2 protein-coding genes are annotated in these 19,769 nt (G+C 61.0%); both read right to left on the reverse strand.

Annotated elements, in window-relative coordinates; translation table 11 throughout:
• Nucleotides 1-212: 212 nt before the first annotated feature.
• Nucleotides 213-14,063 carry an amino acid adenylation domain-containing protein gene (locus ACYP01_RS09085; RefSeq protein WP_459679523.1) on the reverse strand — a complete coding sequence of 4,617 codons (13,851 nt, stop codon included), beginning with the start codon at nt 14,061-14,063 and terminating at the stop codon, nt 213-215.
• Between the two features lie 93 nt (nt 14,064-14,156).
• Nucleotides 14,157-19,769, reverse strand: a 5,613-nt coding sequence (locus ACYP01_RS09090; protein WP_459679525.1) for an amino acid adenylation domain-containing protein, incomplete at its 5' end; no start/stop codon positions are given.

Below are 19,769 nucleotides of genomic sequence, written 5' to 3' on the forward strand. Positions count from 1 at the left end.
CACCTTCGCTTTGGTACTGCAGTTCGATCAGTATTCGCAGGAATCCGATCACTTCCGAGGTTCTACCCTTGACCTGGGCAAATCGCGTTCGACGTCCCGGTAAAGCCCCAATAGTTGATCGGACACACCGAACCATTGTTACAGCTGTCGCGGAGTGGACATCATCGGACTGTTCGGGATATGGGAGTCCATCAACTTCGTGAACGGCGGCGTCAGCTCAGAGTCCACGTCGCGGGATCACACGCCAGGCGTAGATCTGGCAAAGCTCCTTCGACAACACCTGTGAAGACGTCTGTCGGACCAACCGCGTGCGACACCCACTCCTCTGCAAGTAGCTCCTGTACCTCTGCGTCCTTCGCCGCTTCCGAGTACAGCAGTACGACGCCACCGACCGCTCCGCCAAGCAAAATAGTCAGAATCGATGTTTCGTCTTCCTCGGGACCGAAGTACATCAAACGCGATTCATAGTCGACATCGTGCTTCTGCGACATCGCGTCCAACTTCGCTGCGAGCTCTCCATAGGTGATCTGGCCAGGGTGCGAACCGGCAACCACGACCGCGATGTCGTCCGCGCTCAGCGGACGAAGCCGGTCCGTGTAGTTCACGGAACGACTCGAGTACGACGCCACCAACTCGATAACATCTGGCTGGTCCAAGTCGAGGCTCGTGTCCAGCGGTACGTCAGATTCGGCCTCACCCGAAATCAACGCCAAGGCCACACTCGGAGCCGTTTCTGTCCCACGTGCTGCTCCTGTAGCTCCTACCAGAGCTGCCGCGCCGGCTTTGGACAGCGCCCAGGCCGCCACCACCAGTTCGATGCCACGCAATCCTGTGATCCCCACCGTGTCGCCCGGACCGATCCCAAGATTGATCAGGTGGCGAGCGAGGCGAGATGATCGTGCATCGACCTCGTGGTAAGTCATTTCCTCCTCATCGCACACGACTGCGACAGCATCAGGATCAGCCTCTACGGAATTTGCCAATCGCTGTGGCACGAGTCGGCCCGTCGGAGCGCCAACGGCCGGGGGCGGCGTTGTGTCCACGGAGCCGAGGACTTCTGCTCGTTCGGAGTCGGTGAGCAGTTCGATGTCACCAATCGGACGTGAAGGATCCGAGGAGACCCGATCTAGAACGCGGACGAAGCGCTCGACATGTGCGTCGGCGGTTGCTTGGTCGAAAAGGTCCGCAGCGAAAACCAAATGGCCGAGCAACCCTCCCGTTACCGGATCTGAACTGAGATTGAGTTGGAGGTCGAACTTCGCAGTCGCCTCCACACCCTCGACAGCCGTGATCTTCAAATCCGGCAGACTGAACGAGGCTCCTGCCATCGGTTCGACCGACAGTGCAACCTGGAAGAGCTCGCTCGCTGACGCCGACAAGGCGCCGGTTACTTCCTCGAACGGGATGTCTCCGTTCGCAAATGCCTCGAGATCGACGTTTCGGACGAGCGAGACCAAGTCGCCGAATCCCGCTCCGAGATCCGGAGCGGTCCTGAGTGCAAGCGTGTTGACGAACATTCCGACTATGTCGTCCAGTTGCTGCTCACCTCGCCCGGCCACTACCGTTCCGATCGCGAAATCTCGGCTTCCACTCAACCGTGCGATGAGTACTGCAAGCGCAGCGTGCACAACCATGAACAATGTGGCGTTGTGTTCGCGCGCAATCTCGTTGAGCCGCGCCGCCGTCTCCGCGTTGACGGAGAACTCCGAGACACCGGCACGTGCAGACATCTGCGCGGGTCGCTGACGGTCGGAAGGCAATCCGGGCGTCGACGACACACCGTCCAACGTCCGGCGCCAGAAGTCGAGTTGCCGTGCAGCCTGTGAGCCGACCTCGCCAGCGCTACCGAGTACTTCGCGCTGCCAGATCGCGAAGTCCGCGTACTGAACAGTCAACGGCGTCCACGACGGCGCGGTGCCGCGCACGCGAGCCTCGTAGGCGACCATCATGTCTCGGGCAAGAGGTCCCATCGATTCACCGTCAGCGGCGATGTGATGAGCGACCAAGACGAATATGAAGTCTGCCGGGCCCAACTCGAGCAACCCAGTGCGTACAGGTACCTCCTGAGCTACGTCGAATCCGGTCGTCACCAACTCCACGACGCGATTGAACGCCGCGGCCTCGTCGTCCACCTGAATCGTTTCGAGAGGCGAAAGGAGTTCGTCGATCGCGACGATTTTCTGAACCGGCCCTTCGATGTCACTCGGGTAGCTGGTCCGGAGCGACTCATGTCGAACCAAAACGTCGTGAAGAGCCTGGCGCAAAGCCGCGACATCCAAGTTCCCTGTCAATCGCAGAGCCAACGGAATGTTGTATGCCGCAGAACCGGGATCCATCTGGTTTACCAACCACATTCGCTGCTGGGCCAAGGACAGAGGAAGACGTTCTGGACGTTCCCGCGCCTCCAACTCCATCCTCGCACCGGAACCTGCGGTCTTTTGGACTACTACAGCCAAACCTTCCACTGTCGAGTTCTCGAACAGCACGCGCACCGGGACCTGCGCATCGAGTGCCTGCCCCAATCTTGCTGCCAACCTGGTAGCGATCAACGAATTACCACCCAGCGCAAAGAAATCGTCATCCAGACCGACCCGCTCCGCGCCCAACACATCTCCGAACACCGACGCAACAATTTCCTGCACCGCTGTGACCGGCGCCCGAAACTCTGCTGCCTCGAATACCGGTGACGGGAGAGCCTTTCGATCCAATTTGCCCGACGCATTGAGTGGAAGCTCGTCGAGGACAAGAACCTTCGAGGGCACCATGTACGTCGGAAGCACGGCCCGGGCAGACTCCAGAACTTCCGACGCATCTACTGCAGTTCCCACGACATACCCGACCAGGCTGTCGCCGAACGTCGCATCGCTGTGCAGGACGACCACCGCATCTGAAACCGCCTCGTGCGAGATCAGAGCAGATTCGATCTCGCCGAGTTCGATACGCTGCCCCCGCAGTTTGACCTGGAAATCCGATCGGCCGATGTACTCGAGCTCGCCCCGACCGTTCCACCTGACGAGGTCGCCGGTTCGATACAACCTGCTGCCGCCATCTGAGGCGCCCCTTTCCCCGCCCGCAAAGGGGTTGGCGACGAAACGCTCCGCCGTCAACGCCGCTCGGTTTCCGTATCCGCGACCGACACCGACACCACCGACATACAACTCGCCGATCACGCCCGGCGGCACCATACCCAACGACCGATCCAGAACGAACAGATCCATGTTCGGCACCGGTGCACCGATCGGAACGCTGACGGTGTCATGCGCAGTCACCGCGTGGAACGAGACCACGTCCGACGCTTCCGTCGGGCCGTAACTGTTCACCACGCGTACTCCGCCTGACAACAAACTGCCAAGACGATTAAGCCGGATCGACTCGCCTCCAAGGAACACAACATCGAGAACGCTCAAAGCAGACTCCTCGTCGGAATCCACCACGGCTTCGAACGCGCTCGGCGACATGTTCGCCACTGCAACGTCACCGTGCCCGACGCGAGCAACGATCGCATCCGGATCGAAACCGTCCGAGGCAAGCACTACGCTCCGACCGCTGCTCAACGCTGCCCAGACGTTCTTCTGCGTCAAGTCGAAACTCGGTGACGACGCGATCAATAGACCACCAGTTTCGGGCAACTCGCTGCGGTACCAGGCCACCGTGTTCTCGATGCCGGCCATCGGCACCAACGTCGGCTTCGGACGACCCGTCGAACCGGATGTCGAAATGACATACCCCAAGCGGTCCCCCGCACCGAGTTCACGCCATCGATCCGTCGGCCTCTCCACCCTCGGCGAATCACGCATGATGCTGTCGAGGACGATCACGTCCACCGCCAGATCGAGAGTCGTCGTACTCACCGCGCATCGGGCACCGGTGTCGGCGATTATCGCTTCGATCCGATCCTGTGGGTACGACGGATCGATCGGCCCGTACGCAGCACCCGCCTTCCACGCCGCCAACATACCTACGACCCACTCGACCGACCTCGGCACGATCAACGCGACGACGTCATCCGGACCGACGCCGGCCGCCGTCAATCGCTCGGCCACCACGTTTGCGTAGGCGTCGAGCTGCCCATAGGTCAGCGCCTCGCCATCGCACTCGACGGCAAGAGAATCAGGCGTCCGCCCAACCTGTTCTTCGAACATCGCAGTCAAGGACGCGCCTGCCAACGCTGTGCGCCCACCAGCGGACCAGCTGAGAAGGTTGCTGCGCTCAGCAGCGGTAAGTACGTCGATATCACCCAACCGAACTGACGGATCAACAGTGATCTCAGCAAGGATGCGCCCGAACCTGCCGGCAAAGCCTGCCACCGTCGACTCGTCGAACAGATCCGTCGCGTACGTGAACTGCGCCGCCATCCCCGCCGGGGCACCCGCCTCGTCGAACTGCTCGACCATGGTCAGCTGCAGATCGAACTTGGCCGCCACCGTGTTGGCGTCGATTCCCGCAACTGTCAGATCGCCAAGTCGAAGCACCGACTGCTCCATGTTCTGGAACGACAGCATCACCTGGAACAACGGATTACGCGCCTGCGACCGCGCCGGATTGAGCACCTCCACCAACCGCTCGAACGGCAGATCTACGTGCGCAAACGCACCCAGATCGCCCTCACGAACCCGACCCAACAACCCCGAGAACGACTCCGAAGAATCCATCTCGGTCCGCAACACCAACGTATTGACGAACATCCCGATCAAATCATCGAGAACCTGCTCACCACGACCCGCCACCGGAGTACCGATCGCAATATCGGACGTCCCCGACAACCGCGACAACAACACCGCCAACGCCGCATGCACCACCATGAACAAGGACGAATTCGACTCACGGGCAATTTTTTTCAAAGAATGATGCTCTGGCGCGTCGATAACGAAAGCGTGTTTGGCGCCACGATTGGACGCCACCGCCGGCCGCGGACGATCAGCCGGCAAATCCAACTGATCCGGCAACCCCGCCAACGCCGACTCCCAGAACCCGATCTGACGCGAAATCAACGACGACGGATCATCTTCCGAACCGAGAGTCTCCCGCTGCCACAACGCGTAATCCGCATACTGCACCGCCAACGGCGCCCACCCCGGCACCTCACCCCGAGAACGAGCCTCGTACGCCACCATCACATCACGCGTCAACGGCCCCATCGACACACCATCACCACTGATGTGATGAACCACCATCGCCAACACGAACTCCGACTCCGACACCGCGAACAACCGCGCCCGAACCGGAACCTCCACCGCCACATCGAAACCGGTCGACAAGAACTCCGTCACCGCACCAACGACATCGGACTCCGACACCGCCACCGGCGACAAATCCAACCGCACCCGATCCGCAGACAACACCTCCTGGAACCCGACACCGTCGACCTCCGGATACACCGTCCGCAAAATCTCATGCCGCACAACAACATCCGACACCGCAGCGTCCAACGCCGCCACATCCAACAACCCCGACAACCGAATCGCCACCGGAATATTGTTCGCCGACGACAACGTATCGAAACGGTTCAAGAACCACATCCGCTGCTGCGCCAACGACAACGGCACCCGCTCCGGACGCACCCGAGCCGTCAACGCTGCCCGCGCACCCGAACCAATCTCCGACTCCATCCGCGCAGCCAACAACTCCACCGACGACGCCTCGAACAACACCCGCACCGGAACCTGTGCATCGAGCGCCTGCCCCAACCGAGCGGCCATTCGAGTAGCAATCAAAGAGTTTCCGCCGAGTGCGAAGAAGTCGTCATCCAGACCCACTCGCTCGACCCCGAGTACCGCCGAGAAAACAGAAGCGACAATTTGTTCTACCGGCGTGACCGGGGCCCGGAACACCGCAACCTCGAACACCGGCTCCGGCAACAACTTCCGATCCAACTTCCCAGACGAGTTCAGAGGCAACTCGTCCAAGACCATGATCGCGTTCGGAATCATGTAGACAGGTAGCGATTCAGGAAGCGCATTCCTCAAGACTTCTACGTCGATCACAGAATCCGGGACCGCGATCACATATGCGACCAGCTGATCGCCCATATCGGTGGATGCCACAGTGACCACACACTGAGCTACCGTCGAATGCGCCAGCAGAGCTGACTCGATCTCACCCAGTTCGATCCTCTGACCACGGAATTTGACCTGAAAATCGGTACGCCCGACATACTCGAGTTCGCCTGCGGTGTTCCACCACACCAGGTCCCCGGTGCGATACATCCGACTGCCACCGGGATTGATTTCACCGTTCGTGTCGCTCGCCTCCACAAATGGGTTCGCGACAAAACGATCACTGGTGAGATCGGGTCGCGCGACGTAACCGCGCGCCAGTTGATCACCGGCCAGATACAGCTCACCCGCAACGCCTACCGGCACCGGCTGCAACCGACTGTCCAACACGTAGACCTGCGAGTTCCACTCGGGCACCCCGATCGGAATCCCTGTTGATTCCGATCCATCGACCTCGTAGTAGGTGATCGAGACCGCAGCCTCGGTTGGGCCGTACACATTGTGCAGGCCTGCAGACGACACCTGAGCGAATGCACGCACCGTCTCGACCGGCAATGCCTCACCGATCACGAATACGTCCCTCAGTGACACCAATGCGTGTTCCGGAACCGAAGTCGCGAAGACGGTCAACATCGATGGAACGAAGTCCGTCAGCGTCACCCGATGATCTTCGATCAGACGAGCCAGATACGCGGGATCTCGATGGCCGTCGTGAGATGCCAGCACCACTCTCGTACCGGACAAAAGCGCAGTGAAGTATCCCCACAACGAGACGTCGAATGTCGTAGCAGTCTTTTGCAAATAGACGTCTTCTGGGCCGATGGCGTACTGATCCTGCATCCACAGGACCTGGTTCACGATGGCGTGATGCGACACCGCAACGCCTTTGGGCTTGCCCGTGGAACCCGAGGTGAAGATCACGTAGGCGGCATTCACATCATGCAGACGACCGCGACGATCAGCATCGGAAACGACTGAAGCCGAGTAGCTCGAAAGATCGACACCGTCGATCAACAGCACGTCGGCGCCGTTCGGCGCTACGAAAGCGTCCCTCGTCGTCGACAGCACACAGACTGGATCGGCCGTCGTGAGGATGTGCCCGATTCGCTCGGCGGGGTGATCGGGATCCAAGGGCACGTAGGCTCCGCCCGCGGCGATCACCGCGTACATACCTACTACCAGATCGAGCGATCGACGCATCGCCAAGGCCACCAACGATTCGGGCCCGACACCATCTTCGATCAGCTTGCGTGCCAATTTGTTCACACGTTCCGACAACTCGCCATAGGTCAGCGACTGGCCGTCGAACACCACGGCAACAGCATCGGGTGCCAACGCAACGCGAGTGTCGAACAGCGAAGCCAATGTCTCACTGTTCCCGACGTCATGTGCGGTGGAGTTGCGCGCAGTCAACAGCGACTCGCGCTCGGCCTCGTCCAACAGCTCGATGTCACCCACGGTGATCGACGGATCCACGACCACCTGTTCGAGGATCCTGGTGAACCGATCGGCGAATCCACGAATCGTCGACTCGTCGAACAGATCTGTGGCGTATGCGAACTCGGCGAACATGCCGTCTTCGAGCGCATCTTCGACGCGGGGAGCGAGAGTAAGTTGAAGATCGAATTTCGCGATACCGGCATCGAACTCGACGCCTGAGACCTCCAATCCCGAAAGCTCCAAAGCATCCTGCGACATGTTCTGGAAGAACAACGCGACCTGGAACAGCGGGTGATGTGCCTGCGATCGGGTGGGATCGAGCACCTCGACCAGCCGCTCGAACGGAACATCGCCGTTGCCGAGCGCCTGAAGGTCTGTCCTCCGCGTTGCCGAGACGAGCGCACTGAACGAACTGGCGAGGTCAACAGGAGTCCGCAGGACCAGTGTATTCACGAACATACCGATCACATCGTCGAGCGCCTTTTCGCCTCGCCCTGCAACCGGAGTACCGATCACGATGTCACTGGTACCGGACAACCTTGCGAGAAGCACGGCGAGGGCCGAATGCACCACCATGAACAGCGATGCGTTCCGCTCGCGTGCGAGTGAGTCCAAGCTCGACCGAATCTCTTCGCTGACGGAGAAGCGATACGTAGCGCCACGATTCGAAGCGACGACCGGGCGGGATCGGTCAGCCGGTAACGCAAGCACTTCCGGAGAATCACGAAGGACGGAGCGCCAGTGGTCCAGCTGAGCCGAGATCAACGAATCCGGGTCGTCCTCGTCGCCGAGGACCTCCCGCTGCCAGAGTGCATAATCGGCGTACTGCACCTCGAGCGGAGTCCAATTCGGAACGCCGTTCGAAACCCGAGCGGTGTAGGCAACCATGACATCCCGAGTCAACGGGCGCATCGAGAAGCCGTCCGCTGCGATGTGGTGCACAACGAAGGCCAGAACGTACGAATCCTCTGCAAGTTCGAACAACCCGACTCGAACCGGAACGGTTGACGTCACGTCGAAACCCTGGAGCGCGAAACTCAGAAGTTCGTTGTGAATATGCGAGGCGTCGATGACCTTCGGTGTCAGTTCAACCGGCACCTCGGACGACGGGAGGACTACCTGGTGTCCTTGTCCACCTTGCTCCGGATAGACGGTCCGGAGCGACTCGTGGCGTTCGATTACATCAGAAATCGCATGCCTCAGCGCCGAAACATTCAGGACGCCTTTGATATTCAATGCGATCGGAATGTTGTTGACGGCAGAATCAGGATCGAAGCGGCTGAGGAACCACATTCGCTGCTGAGCTAGTGAGAGTGGGATCAACGCCGGCCGTGGGCGGGCCACGAGCGCGGTCCTCCCTCCTGCCCCTGCGATCAACTCAACCTGCGCTGCCAAACCTTCGACAGTCGAAGCATCGAACAACACCCTCACCGGAACCTGAGTGTCGAGCGCTTGACCTACGCGAGCCACCAACTGCGTTGCGACCAAAGAGTTTCCGCCGAGCTCGAAGAAGTCGTCATCCAGACCGACCTGTTCCAACCGGAGAACATCTCCGAAGACGCCGGCCACAGCGATTTCGGCGACACTCGACGGTGCCCGAAACTCGCGCGCCACGAACACCGGATCCGGAAGAAGCTTCCGATCCAACTTCCCCGACACACCCAACGGCAACTCTTCCAGCACCATCACCACCGCCGGCACCATGTAACCCGGCAGACGACCCGCAACAACTCTCTTCAACTCGTCAACGTCCACCACACCACCAGCGGCCGTAACGTACGCAACCAACACATCCTCACGCACAACCACAACTACCGACGACACCGACTCGTGCTCACGAATCACCGACTCGATCTCACCGAGCTCGATCCGCAAACCGTGCAACTTCACCTGAAAGTCACTACGCCCGATGTACTCCAACTCGCCCGACGCAGTCCACCGCACCACATCACCGGAGCGATACATCCGCCCACCATCACCCGAGAACGGATTCGCCACAAATCGATCCGACGACAAATCCGGCCGACCCACATACCCACGAGCCAGCTGAACACCCGCCAGATACAGCTCACCCGCAACACCTACCGGCACCGGACTCAATCGAGAGTCCAGAACAAACACCTGCGTATTCCATACCGGAGCACCGATCGGCACCCCCAGAACATCCGCCGGCACCACCTCGTGGAACGTCACATCCACCGCCGCCTCGGTCGGACCATACAAATTGTGCACCCCGACACCCGGCAACACAGCCCACACATCGGCAACAACACTCGCCGGCAACGCCTCACCTGACGCGAACACCCGAGTCAGCGAAACACACGCAGCCACAGACGAATCCGTCACGAAAACCTCGAGCATCGACGGCACGAAATGCACCGTCGTCACACCCTCCCCCACAATGACCGACGTCAAATACCGCGGGTCACGATGCCCATCCGGCACAGCCACCACCAACCGAGCACCAACCTGCAACGGCCAGAAAAGCTCCCACACCGACACATCGAACGTGAACGGCGTCTTCTGCAACACCACATCCGACGAATCCAACCCGTACTCGTCCTGCATCCACGCCAACCGATTCACAATCGCCGCATGCGAAACCGACACACCCTTCGGACGTCCCGTCGATCCCGACGTGAAAATCACATACGCCGCATTGCCCGACCGCAAAGGCGAGACCCGATCGATATCCGAAACAGAGTTATCCGAAAAACCAGACACATCAACAACATCAACCTCGACCACCGGTACCACACCGGCATCGAATCCAACGTCAGAGGTACTGATCACGCATACCGGCGACGCCGACTCCAACACGTACGCATTGCGCTCCGCAGGCTGATCCGGATCCACCGGAACATACCCACCGCCAGCCTTGAGCACGCCGTAAACCGCAACCAACAAATCAACCGACCGACGTACCGCCACACCCACCAACGACTCCGGTCCCACACCCACCGAAACCAGGTACCGGGCAAGACGATTCACCCGCGAATCGAACTCCGCATATGACAGCGAAACACCCTCGAACGACACAGCTACCGAATCCGGCGACGCCGCAACCTGAGCATCGAACACGTCCACCAACGACACATCCGCAACCTCATGCGCAGTGCCATTCCACGACTCGAGCACCAAAGATCGCTCACCCGAATCGAACATATCCACATCACCAACCCGAACCGAGGGATCGGCAACCACTGCTTCGAGAACTGAAATCAACCGCTTTCCGATTGATTTGGCAGACGACTCGTCGAACAGGTCGGTCGCATAGACCAGTGCGACGGTCAAACCACCGACCTTGTCCGCGGTATCAGATTCCCACACAGTGAATTGGAGGTCGAACTTCGCGGCCGACGACTCTACGTCCAGTCCGGAAATGCGCAGTCCCGGAACCTCCAGACTTTGCTGCATGCTCTGTCCCAAGTTCTGCAGCGAGAGCATCACCTGGAACAACGGGTTCCGTGCCTGAGACCGGGCGGGGTTGAGTACCTCCACCAGTCGTTCGAATGGCACATCGGCGTGCCCGAAGCCGCTGAGGTCGGATTCGCGCGCCCGCGAAATCATGTCCCGTGCCGAAGCTTCGAGATCAACCTCCGTGCGGAGGACGAGTGTGTTGACGAACATTCCGATCAGGTCGTCGAGAGCTTGATCGCCTCGACCGGCGACCGGAGTGCCGATCACGATGTCCGAAGTCCCCGACAACCGCGCCAGCAGAATCGCCACGGCACTGTGCAACACCATGAACAGAGATGCGTTGTTGTCGAGCGCAATTCGATTGAGAGCCTGGTGGAGATCCGGCTCGATCGTGAATGTGTGCCCGGCTCCCCGGTTCGACGCGACGCGCGGGCGCGGGCGGTCCGACGGAAGATCGAGCTGATCGGGAATACCGGCCAATGCGTGGCGCCAGTAGTCGACCTGGCGAGTGATCAGAGAATCCGGGTCGTCCTCACTGCCGAGAACCTCGCGCTGCCACAGTGCAAAGTCGGCGAACTGTACGGGCAGCGGAGCAAGATCGTGCGAAATTCCCTGTGTCCGAGACACATAAGACGAAACGATGTCCTTGGTCAACGGTCCCATGGAGAACCCGTCACCGCTGATGTGATGGACGACGAACACGAGGACGAATTCGTCGGCGGCGAATTGGAAGAGTGCCGCCCGAATCGGAACCTCGGTGGTCACGTCGAATCCCGGAGTCACGAAGTCGGTCACGCGCTCGACGATCGCCGACTCGTCCACCCGTATGGGAGTCAGGTTCGGTACCACGGCTGCAATGTCGACCAGGCGCTGATATCCGACGCCGTCGACCTCCGGGTACACAGTCCGAAGGATCTCGTGCCGCTCGATCAAATCCTCGAGTGCGCCTTGCAACGCATCGACATCGAGCGCTCCGCTGAGCCGCAGCGCGACCGGAATATGGTCGACTGCCGATTCTGGTTCGAATCGATTGAGGAACCACATGCGCTGCTGTGCCAAAGACAGCGGAACCAACTCGGGGCGCTCGCGAGGGATCAGGGGAACGTGAGCCTTGCGGTCTTCTGAGATTTTCGCTTCGTCGATGAAGACGGCAAGTTCTGCGGCGGTGGGTGCGTCGAAGAAGTTGCGCATGTCGATGGCGATGCCGTGTTCGGCATTGATCCGCGCAACCACGCGAGTGGCGAGCAACGAGTTGCCGCCCAGTTCGAAGAAGCCGTCATCTGCCCCTACCCGATCCTGCCCGAGTAGATCGGCAAAGATCGCGACCACACCGGCTTCGGTGGGTGTCGCGGGCTCGCGGTACTCAACCGTCTTCGACACGAATTCGGGTGTGGGCAAAGCCTTTCGATCCAGTTTGCCGCTGGCGTTGAGCGGAAACTCGTCCAGTTCGACGAACATGGCAGGGATCATGTAGTCGGGTAGCCGTTCGCCAAGCGACGACGTCAGATTCTCAGAATCGATACCCTCGGCGACGATGTAGGCCACCAAGTTGTCACCGATCGTTTCGTCCGAATGGACGATCACCACGGCTTGGGAAACACCTTCGCAATCGAGCAGTGCCGCCTCGATCTCACCGAGCTCGATGCGCAGACCGCGAAGCTTGACCTGAAAGTCGGTGCGACCGATGTATTCGAGCTGACGGTTCGCTCCGGCACCGCGCCAGCGCACCAGGTCTCCGGTTCGGTACATCCGGGATCCGTCAGTAGCGCCGGGCCGCGCCACGAAGCGGTCTGCCGTGAGATCGGGACGCGACACGTATCCCCTGGCCAGCTGAATCCCGGCAAGATAGAGCTCTCCTGCTACACCCGACGGCGAGGGCCGCAGCGCATCGTCGAGTACCAGGAGCTCGGTGTCCGCAACTGCTGCACCGATCGGCACCGACACCTGATCCTGCTCGCCGGTTTCGTAATAAGTCACGTCGACGGCGGCTTCGGTCGGGCCGTACAGGTTGTGGAGTCCAGCGCTGCTGACCTCGCGCAGCCGTGCCGCCGTTCGAGCCGGCAACGCCTCACCGGAAGCGAACACGTAGCGAAGGGTTTTGACCTGCGCAACAAGGGGTTCGGCGACGAACACGGCGAGCATCGACGGCACGAAGTGCACCGCCGTCACTCCGCGCTCGATCATCGTGCGAGCCACGTACACCGGATCACGATGTCCGTCGGGTTCCGCGATCACCAGCGATGCACCGACCTGCAGCGGCCAGAAGAACTCCCACACGGACACATCGAAAGTGAAGGGTGTCTTCTGCAAGATCACGTCGTCGGCAGTGAATCCGTACGCGGTCTGACGCCATTGCAGGTTCGCGACGATGGCACGGTGAGAGACTGCAACGCCTTTGGGGCGTCCGGTCGATCCGGACGTGAAGATGACATACGCAGTGTTGTCCGCGCGCAGCGGCGCCAACCGGTCGGCGTCGGTGACAGTTGTCTCGGCACGACCCGACAAGTCGAGGGTGTCGACGTCGAGCGTGGGCGTACCGTGCGGCAGCACCACGGCATCGGACGTTCGTGTGAGCACAGCCGTGGGCTTCGCGATCTCGAGTACGTAAGCGAGACGGTCGGCAGGATGATCCGGGTCGAGTGGAACGTACGCGCCGCCGGCCTTGACGATCGCGTACATCGAGACGAGGAGATCGATCGATCGACGCATCGCAAGACCGACGAGGCTGTCCGGTCCGACACCTGCCGCGACGAGTTCACGGGCCAGGCGGTTCGCCCGCGCGTCGAACTGCGCGTAAGTGAGCTGCGTTCCGGCGTAATCCAGCGCGAGCGCATCCGGCGTCCGCTCGACCTGCTCGTCGAAGAGTCCTGCGAGGGTCACGTGTGCATCGGACTCCGACGCGACCTCCACGATCGAAGTGCCGTCGGTGATGAGACGGTCGACCACCGCGCCGAGACCGTCGGCCTCGCTGCCGATCAGCTCTGGCAGCACCGTGGAAACGACAACAGGAACCAGGGCATCCGCCCCCAATGCCCCACCCATCGCGGTGTCGAGAGTGACCAACTCGTCATTGAGTCGTCCGTAGCTGATTTCGGTTCCACCGTGGCTCAGAGCCACACGATCAGGATCTACCGCCGCAACTGCAGCCACCAACTTCGGCAGATCTTCGATCGTCAGCGACTGCGGTCCCGGAATACCGACGGACATCTACACTTCCTCCAACTGACTTTCGTGAAGTGCGCCCCGGTCGAGCACAGCGTTCTGCTCGGCCGGAGGCGTTCACTGGGCAAATACTGAATGTTACCCGGCCGTACCCCCACGGCCCGCTGACACCGACTGTGCGTCAGCTATCACCGAGCTCACAAGTGTGGCGAGACCGTCGACGCCAAGTGCCGGCAGGATGCCCGGAACAAGTCCGGCGAGCGACACAGAAACCAGAGCATCGGGGGCGAGAGCAGCCCCCATGGCGGTACGCATGGCAACGAGCTTGGTCGACAACTCACCGAAGGTGACAGCCTGATCACCGTGGGTGAACGCAATTGCCTCAGGATCGGCGGCCGCCGCTGCGGCTGCCAGTTCGGGTAGGTCTGCCGCGGACTTCGGCTCGGCAGCGCTCGCTTCCTCGCGTTCCTGCTCGGTCACGATGTCGATCGTGCGAATCACGACCCCGGGATCGGTCACCAGTTCTTCGAGCACCCGCCCGAATCGCGCCGCAAAAAGCGCGATGGTCGATTCGTCGAACAGGTCGGTCGCATAGGTGAAACGCATCCTCAGCCCGGACAGCACCCCGGCATCGTCGAATTGCTCGATACCGGTGAGCTGCAGATCGAACATCGCCTGGTCGAAACCGTTGTCGACCGCAGAGAGCTCGAGGCCCGGGAGCTGGAACGTACCGAGAGCCATGTTCTGGAAGGTGAGCATGACCTGGAAGAGCGGCGAGTATGCGTGGGAGCGCTCTCGCCCCAGTTCGTCGACCAACCGCTCGAACGGTACGTCGGCATTGGCGAATGCCGACAAGTCCTTGTCCTTCACGTGTGCCAGAACGTCGACGAACGTCGAAGCAGGCGCGATCTCCGTTCGCAAGACCAACGTGTTGACGAACATCCCGACAAGATCGTCGAGCGCCCGCTCACCTCGACCCGCGATCGGCGTACCGATTGCGATGTCGTTCGATCCACTCATCTTCGCCAACAGCACGGCCAGGGCAGTGTGAACCACCATGAAGACTGTCGAGTTCTGCTCCCGTGCGATCGTCGCGAGCCGGTCCGTGGTCTCGGAATCGACGGCAAACTCGAATTCCGCACCGCGCATGCTGGCCCGCGCCGGCCGCGGCCGGTCGGTCGGCAGTTCCAGAAGCTCCGGAGTGCCCTTGAGCTCGTTCACCCAGTACGCGAGTTGACGGCCCAGCTGACTGTCCGCGTCCTCCGGCGATCCGAGGACATCACGCTGCCACAGCGTGTAGTCGGCGTACTGCACCTCGAGCGGAGCCCACTCCGGCGTCTCCCCGCCGGTACGTGCGGTGTACGCAACCATGGTGTCTCTGATCAACGGAGCCATCGAGAAGCCGTCACCGCTGATGTGGTGAATGACAACGACGAGGACCCGCTCGGATTCGCCGACCTCGAAGAGACGGATTCGCAACGGAACGGCTGTCGTGACATCGAAGCCCTCGCGAACTGTGTCAGCCACCTGCTCGGCGACCGACGCTTCGTCGGTTGCGATCACTTCCAGTCCCACCGCCGCTGCGGAGCGAGGCAGGATCATCTGAACCGGTCCGTTGCCCCGGTCCGGGTATACCGTCCGGAGCACTTCGTGACGCTCGATCAGATCCGACACCGCTGAGTGAAGTGCGTCGACATCGAGTGCGCCGGACAGCCGGATCGCGACGGGGATGTTGTACGCACCCGAGGTCTTGTCGAACTGATTGAGCACCCACATACGTTGCTGCGCCAACGACAGCGGAATCTCGTGCGGACGCACCTGAGCCACCAACGGTGGGCGGCCACCAGATCCCGCGTGTTCGAGAACCCTCGACGCCAATGCCCCGACAGTCGACGCCTCGAAGATCACGCGGACCGGAATCTGCGCGTCCAACGCCTCACCCAGCCTCGACACGACCTGCGTCGCGACGAGAGAGTTTCCGCCGAGCTCGAAGAAGTCGTCGTCGAGTCCGACCCTCGCCACACCGAGTACGTCAGCGAACACACCCGCCACGATCTCTTCGACGGGGTTGGTCGGCGCACGGAATTCGGTCGCCTCGAATTCGGGGTCTGGCAGGGCTTTGCGATCGACCTTGCCGTTGATGTTGAGCGGTAGTTCGTCCAAGACCATCAATGCCGCCGGCACCATGTAACTCGGCAACTCAGCCACAAGAGTCCGCTTCAAGGTTTCGACATCGATGCTTTCCCCGCTTTGAGGAACGACGTAGCCGACAAGTCGATCACCGGTACGCGCATCCGACTTGGCCACCACCACCGCGGAGTCCACGCTGGCCTGCTTGCGAAGAAGCGCTTCGATCTCACCGAGTTCGATGCGGTAGCCACGGATCTTGACCTGGAAGTCGGCGCGCTCCACGTAGTCGAGTTCGCCGTTCTCCGTCCACCGGACGAGGTCGCCCGTGCGGTACAACCGCGAACCCGCGTCACCGAAGACGTTGGCCACAAATCGTTCCGACGTCAGATCCGCGCGACCGTGATAGCCGCGAGCAAGCTGGGCACCGGCGAGGTAAAGCTCCCCGGTGACTCCGACGGGGACCGGATGCAAACGCGTGTCGAGCACGAACACCTGCGTGTTCCATTCGGGGGCACCGATCGGCACCGAGGTCGTATCGTCCGAACCGACGACGTGCGCTGTCACCGAGACGGCGGCCTCGGTCGGACCGTACAGATTCACCAACTGCGCGTCGCTGAGTTCTGCGAACTCGGTCGCGGTCGCGGCCGGCAACGCTTCACCGATCGCAAGCACCTGACGAAGTGATTCCGGAAGGCCATTTTCCGATGCCGACTGCAACATCGCGAGCATCGACGGCACCACGTGGAGCGTCGTGATCTTCTCCCGGGTCATCAGGTCGAGCAGGTAGCTCGGGTCCTTGTGACCTTCGGGTTCGGCAATCACCAGTCGTGCACCGGAAGTCAGTGCCGACCAGAACTCCCAGACCGAGAGGTCGAACGTTGCCGCGGTCTTGAGCACCATCGCATCGGATCGGTCCAGGCTGTACTGATCGCGCTTCCAGAGAATCTGGTTGACCACCGCCTGATGCGAGATCGCGACGCCCTTCGGTCGCCCCGTCGATCCCGACGTGAAGATCACGTAGGCGGTGTTGCCCACTCGCAGTGGAGCAATCCGATCCGCATCGGTAACCGTCGCTTCCGCGTAGGACGCGAGATCGATCGTGTCCACCTCGATCACGGAATCACCGAACGCCGGATTCTTCGCAGTGGTCGAGGCAGTGAGGACGCAGACCGGATCTGCCATGGTCAACACGTACTCGATGCGGTCCGCCGGGTGGTTCGGATCGATCGGTACGTATCCACCACCTGCCTTCACCACCGCGTACATGGCGACCAGCAGTTCGACCGATCGCTCGATTGCCAACGCGACCAACGACTCCGGACCGACACCGGTTGCAATCAGATGGCGTGCGAGACGGTTCACACGTGCATCGAACTCGGCGTAGGTCAGCGACGTGTTCCCTGCGATCACTGCCACCGCACCCGGGTTCGAACCGACCTGCTCGTCGAAGAGTTCGACCAGAGTGACTCCCGGGACGGAGTGATCGGTCTCGTTCCAGCGGTTCAGGATCCGGTCGCTCTCGGACGAATCCAGCAGCGCGAAGTCGCCGACGGTCAACGACGGATCGGACGCGATCTCCGCGAGCAATCGCACGAATCGATCGGCGAAGTCCTGCACGGTCGACTCGTCGAACAGATCATGCGCGTAGCTGAACATCGACGTGATGCCGGCTGCAGATCCGTTCGCGTCGTACCGATCACTGACGATCAACTGAAGATCGAACTGCGCGACCCCGTTGTCGATATCGACGCCCTTGACGGTGAGCCCCGGAAGCTCGAGCCCTCCGGTTTCCATGTTCTGGAAGAGGAAGCCGACCTGATAGAGCGGATGACGAGCGGTCGAACGCGGTGGGTTGAGCACCTCCACGAGTCGCTCGAAAGGAACGTCCGAATGTGCAAATGCTTGAAGGTCGGTCTCCCTGACACGTCCGAGCAGGTCGAGGAACGGCGCGCCGCTGTCGATCTGCGTACGGAACACCAAGGTGTTCACGAACATGCCGATGAGATCGTCGAGTGCCCGCTCACCACGTCCTGCAATGGGTGTACCCACCGCGATGTCCTCGGTTCCGGACAGTCGAGCCAACAACATCGCGAACGCAGTGTGCGTGAGCATGAACAGCGTCGAATTATTTGCCCTGGCAAGACCGCTCAACCGAGCATGCAACTCTGCATCGATATCGAAGTGCAGGTAACCGCCGCGGAAGGACTGCGTCGCGGGGCGCGGCCGGTCGGCGGGAAGTGCAAGCTGATCAGGCAGCCCGGCAAGAGCATTGCTCCAGTACGCAATCTGCTGCGAAGCAATAGATCCCGCGTCTTCCTCACTGCCCAGCACCTCTCGCTGCCACAGGCTGTAGTCGGCGTACTGAACGTCGAGAGGAGCCCAGGACGGTGTGTACCCGGCAACCCGCGAGGCGTATGCGGTCACGACATCCCGAGCGAACGGTGCCATCGAGGAACCGTCGGCGGAAATATGATGAATCGCGACACCGAGTACGTATTCGTCGGAAGCCAACTGGAACAACCGGATACGAATCGGAATCTCGCGTGTGACGTCGAAGCGCGTCGACGCCAGCGCGACCAACTCACCTTCGAGTTCGTCCACGCCAGTCGGTTCTGCGACGATTTCGTCCGACCAACTCGACACGGGCTTGACGACCTGCACCGGACCGTCTCCGATTTCCGGGTAGACGGTTCGAAGTGATTCGTGCCGCCCGATCACATCAGAAATCGCCGCGCTCAGCGCCGAGACGTCAAGATCGCCCTGAAGGCGCAGCGCCATCGGGATGTTGTATGCCGCTGCACTCCCGTCGAATCGGTTGAGGAACCACATACGCTGCTGCGCCAACGAAAGCGGAATCCGCTCTGGCCGCTCGACCGCGGTCAGCGCGACTCGCCCACCCGACCCGGTCCGGCTTTCGGCGTGCGCTGCGAGATCCTGCACCGTGGATGCTTCGAACAGAACTCGAACCGAAAGTTCGGTGTCGAGAGCATCGGCGATTCGTTTGATCGTGCGAGTGGCGTTGAGAGAGTTGCCGCCGAGCTCGAAGAAATCGTCATCGAGACCCACACGATCAACACCCAACACCTCGGCAAACACCGACGCAACGATCTCCTCCACCGCCGTCACCGGAGCCCTAAACACCGCAACCTCGAACACCGGCTCCGGCAACAACTTCCGATCCAACTTCCCCGAAGCATTCAACGGCAACACATCCAACACCACAAACTGCGACGGCACCATATACGACGCCAACCGCTCCCCCACACCCACCTTCACCACATCAACATCAACCGAAGACCCCACCGCAGCAGTGACATACGCAACCAACTGATCACGCCACACCACCACCACCACAGAACCCACACCCACCTGATCCCGAACCGCAGACTCGATCTCCCCCAACTCGATCCGCTGACCACGCAACTTCACCTGAAAATCACTACGACCGACATACTCGAGCTCACCCGACACACCGATCCACCGCACCACATCCCCCGTGCGATACATCCGCGAACCCACGCCGCCATACGGATTCGCCACAAACCGCTCCGCCGACAAATCCACCCGCCCGAAATACCCACGAGCGACCTGCACACCCGACAAATACAACTCACCCGCAAC

The organism is Rhodococcus sp. no. 34, assembly GCF_054589475.1.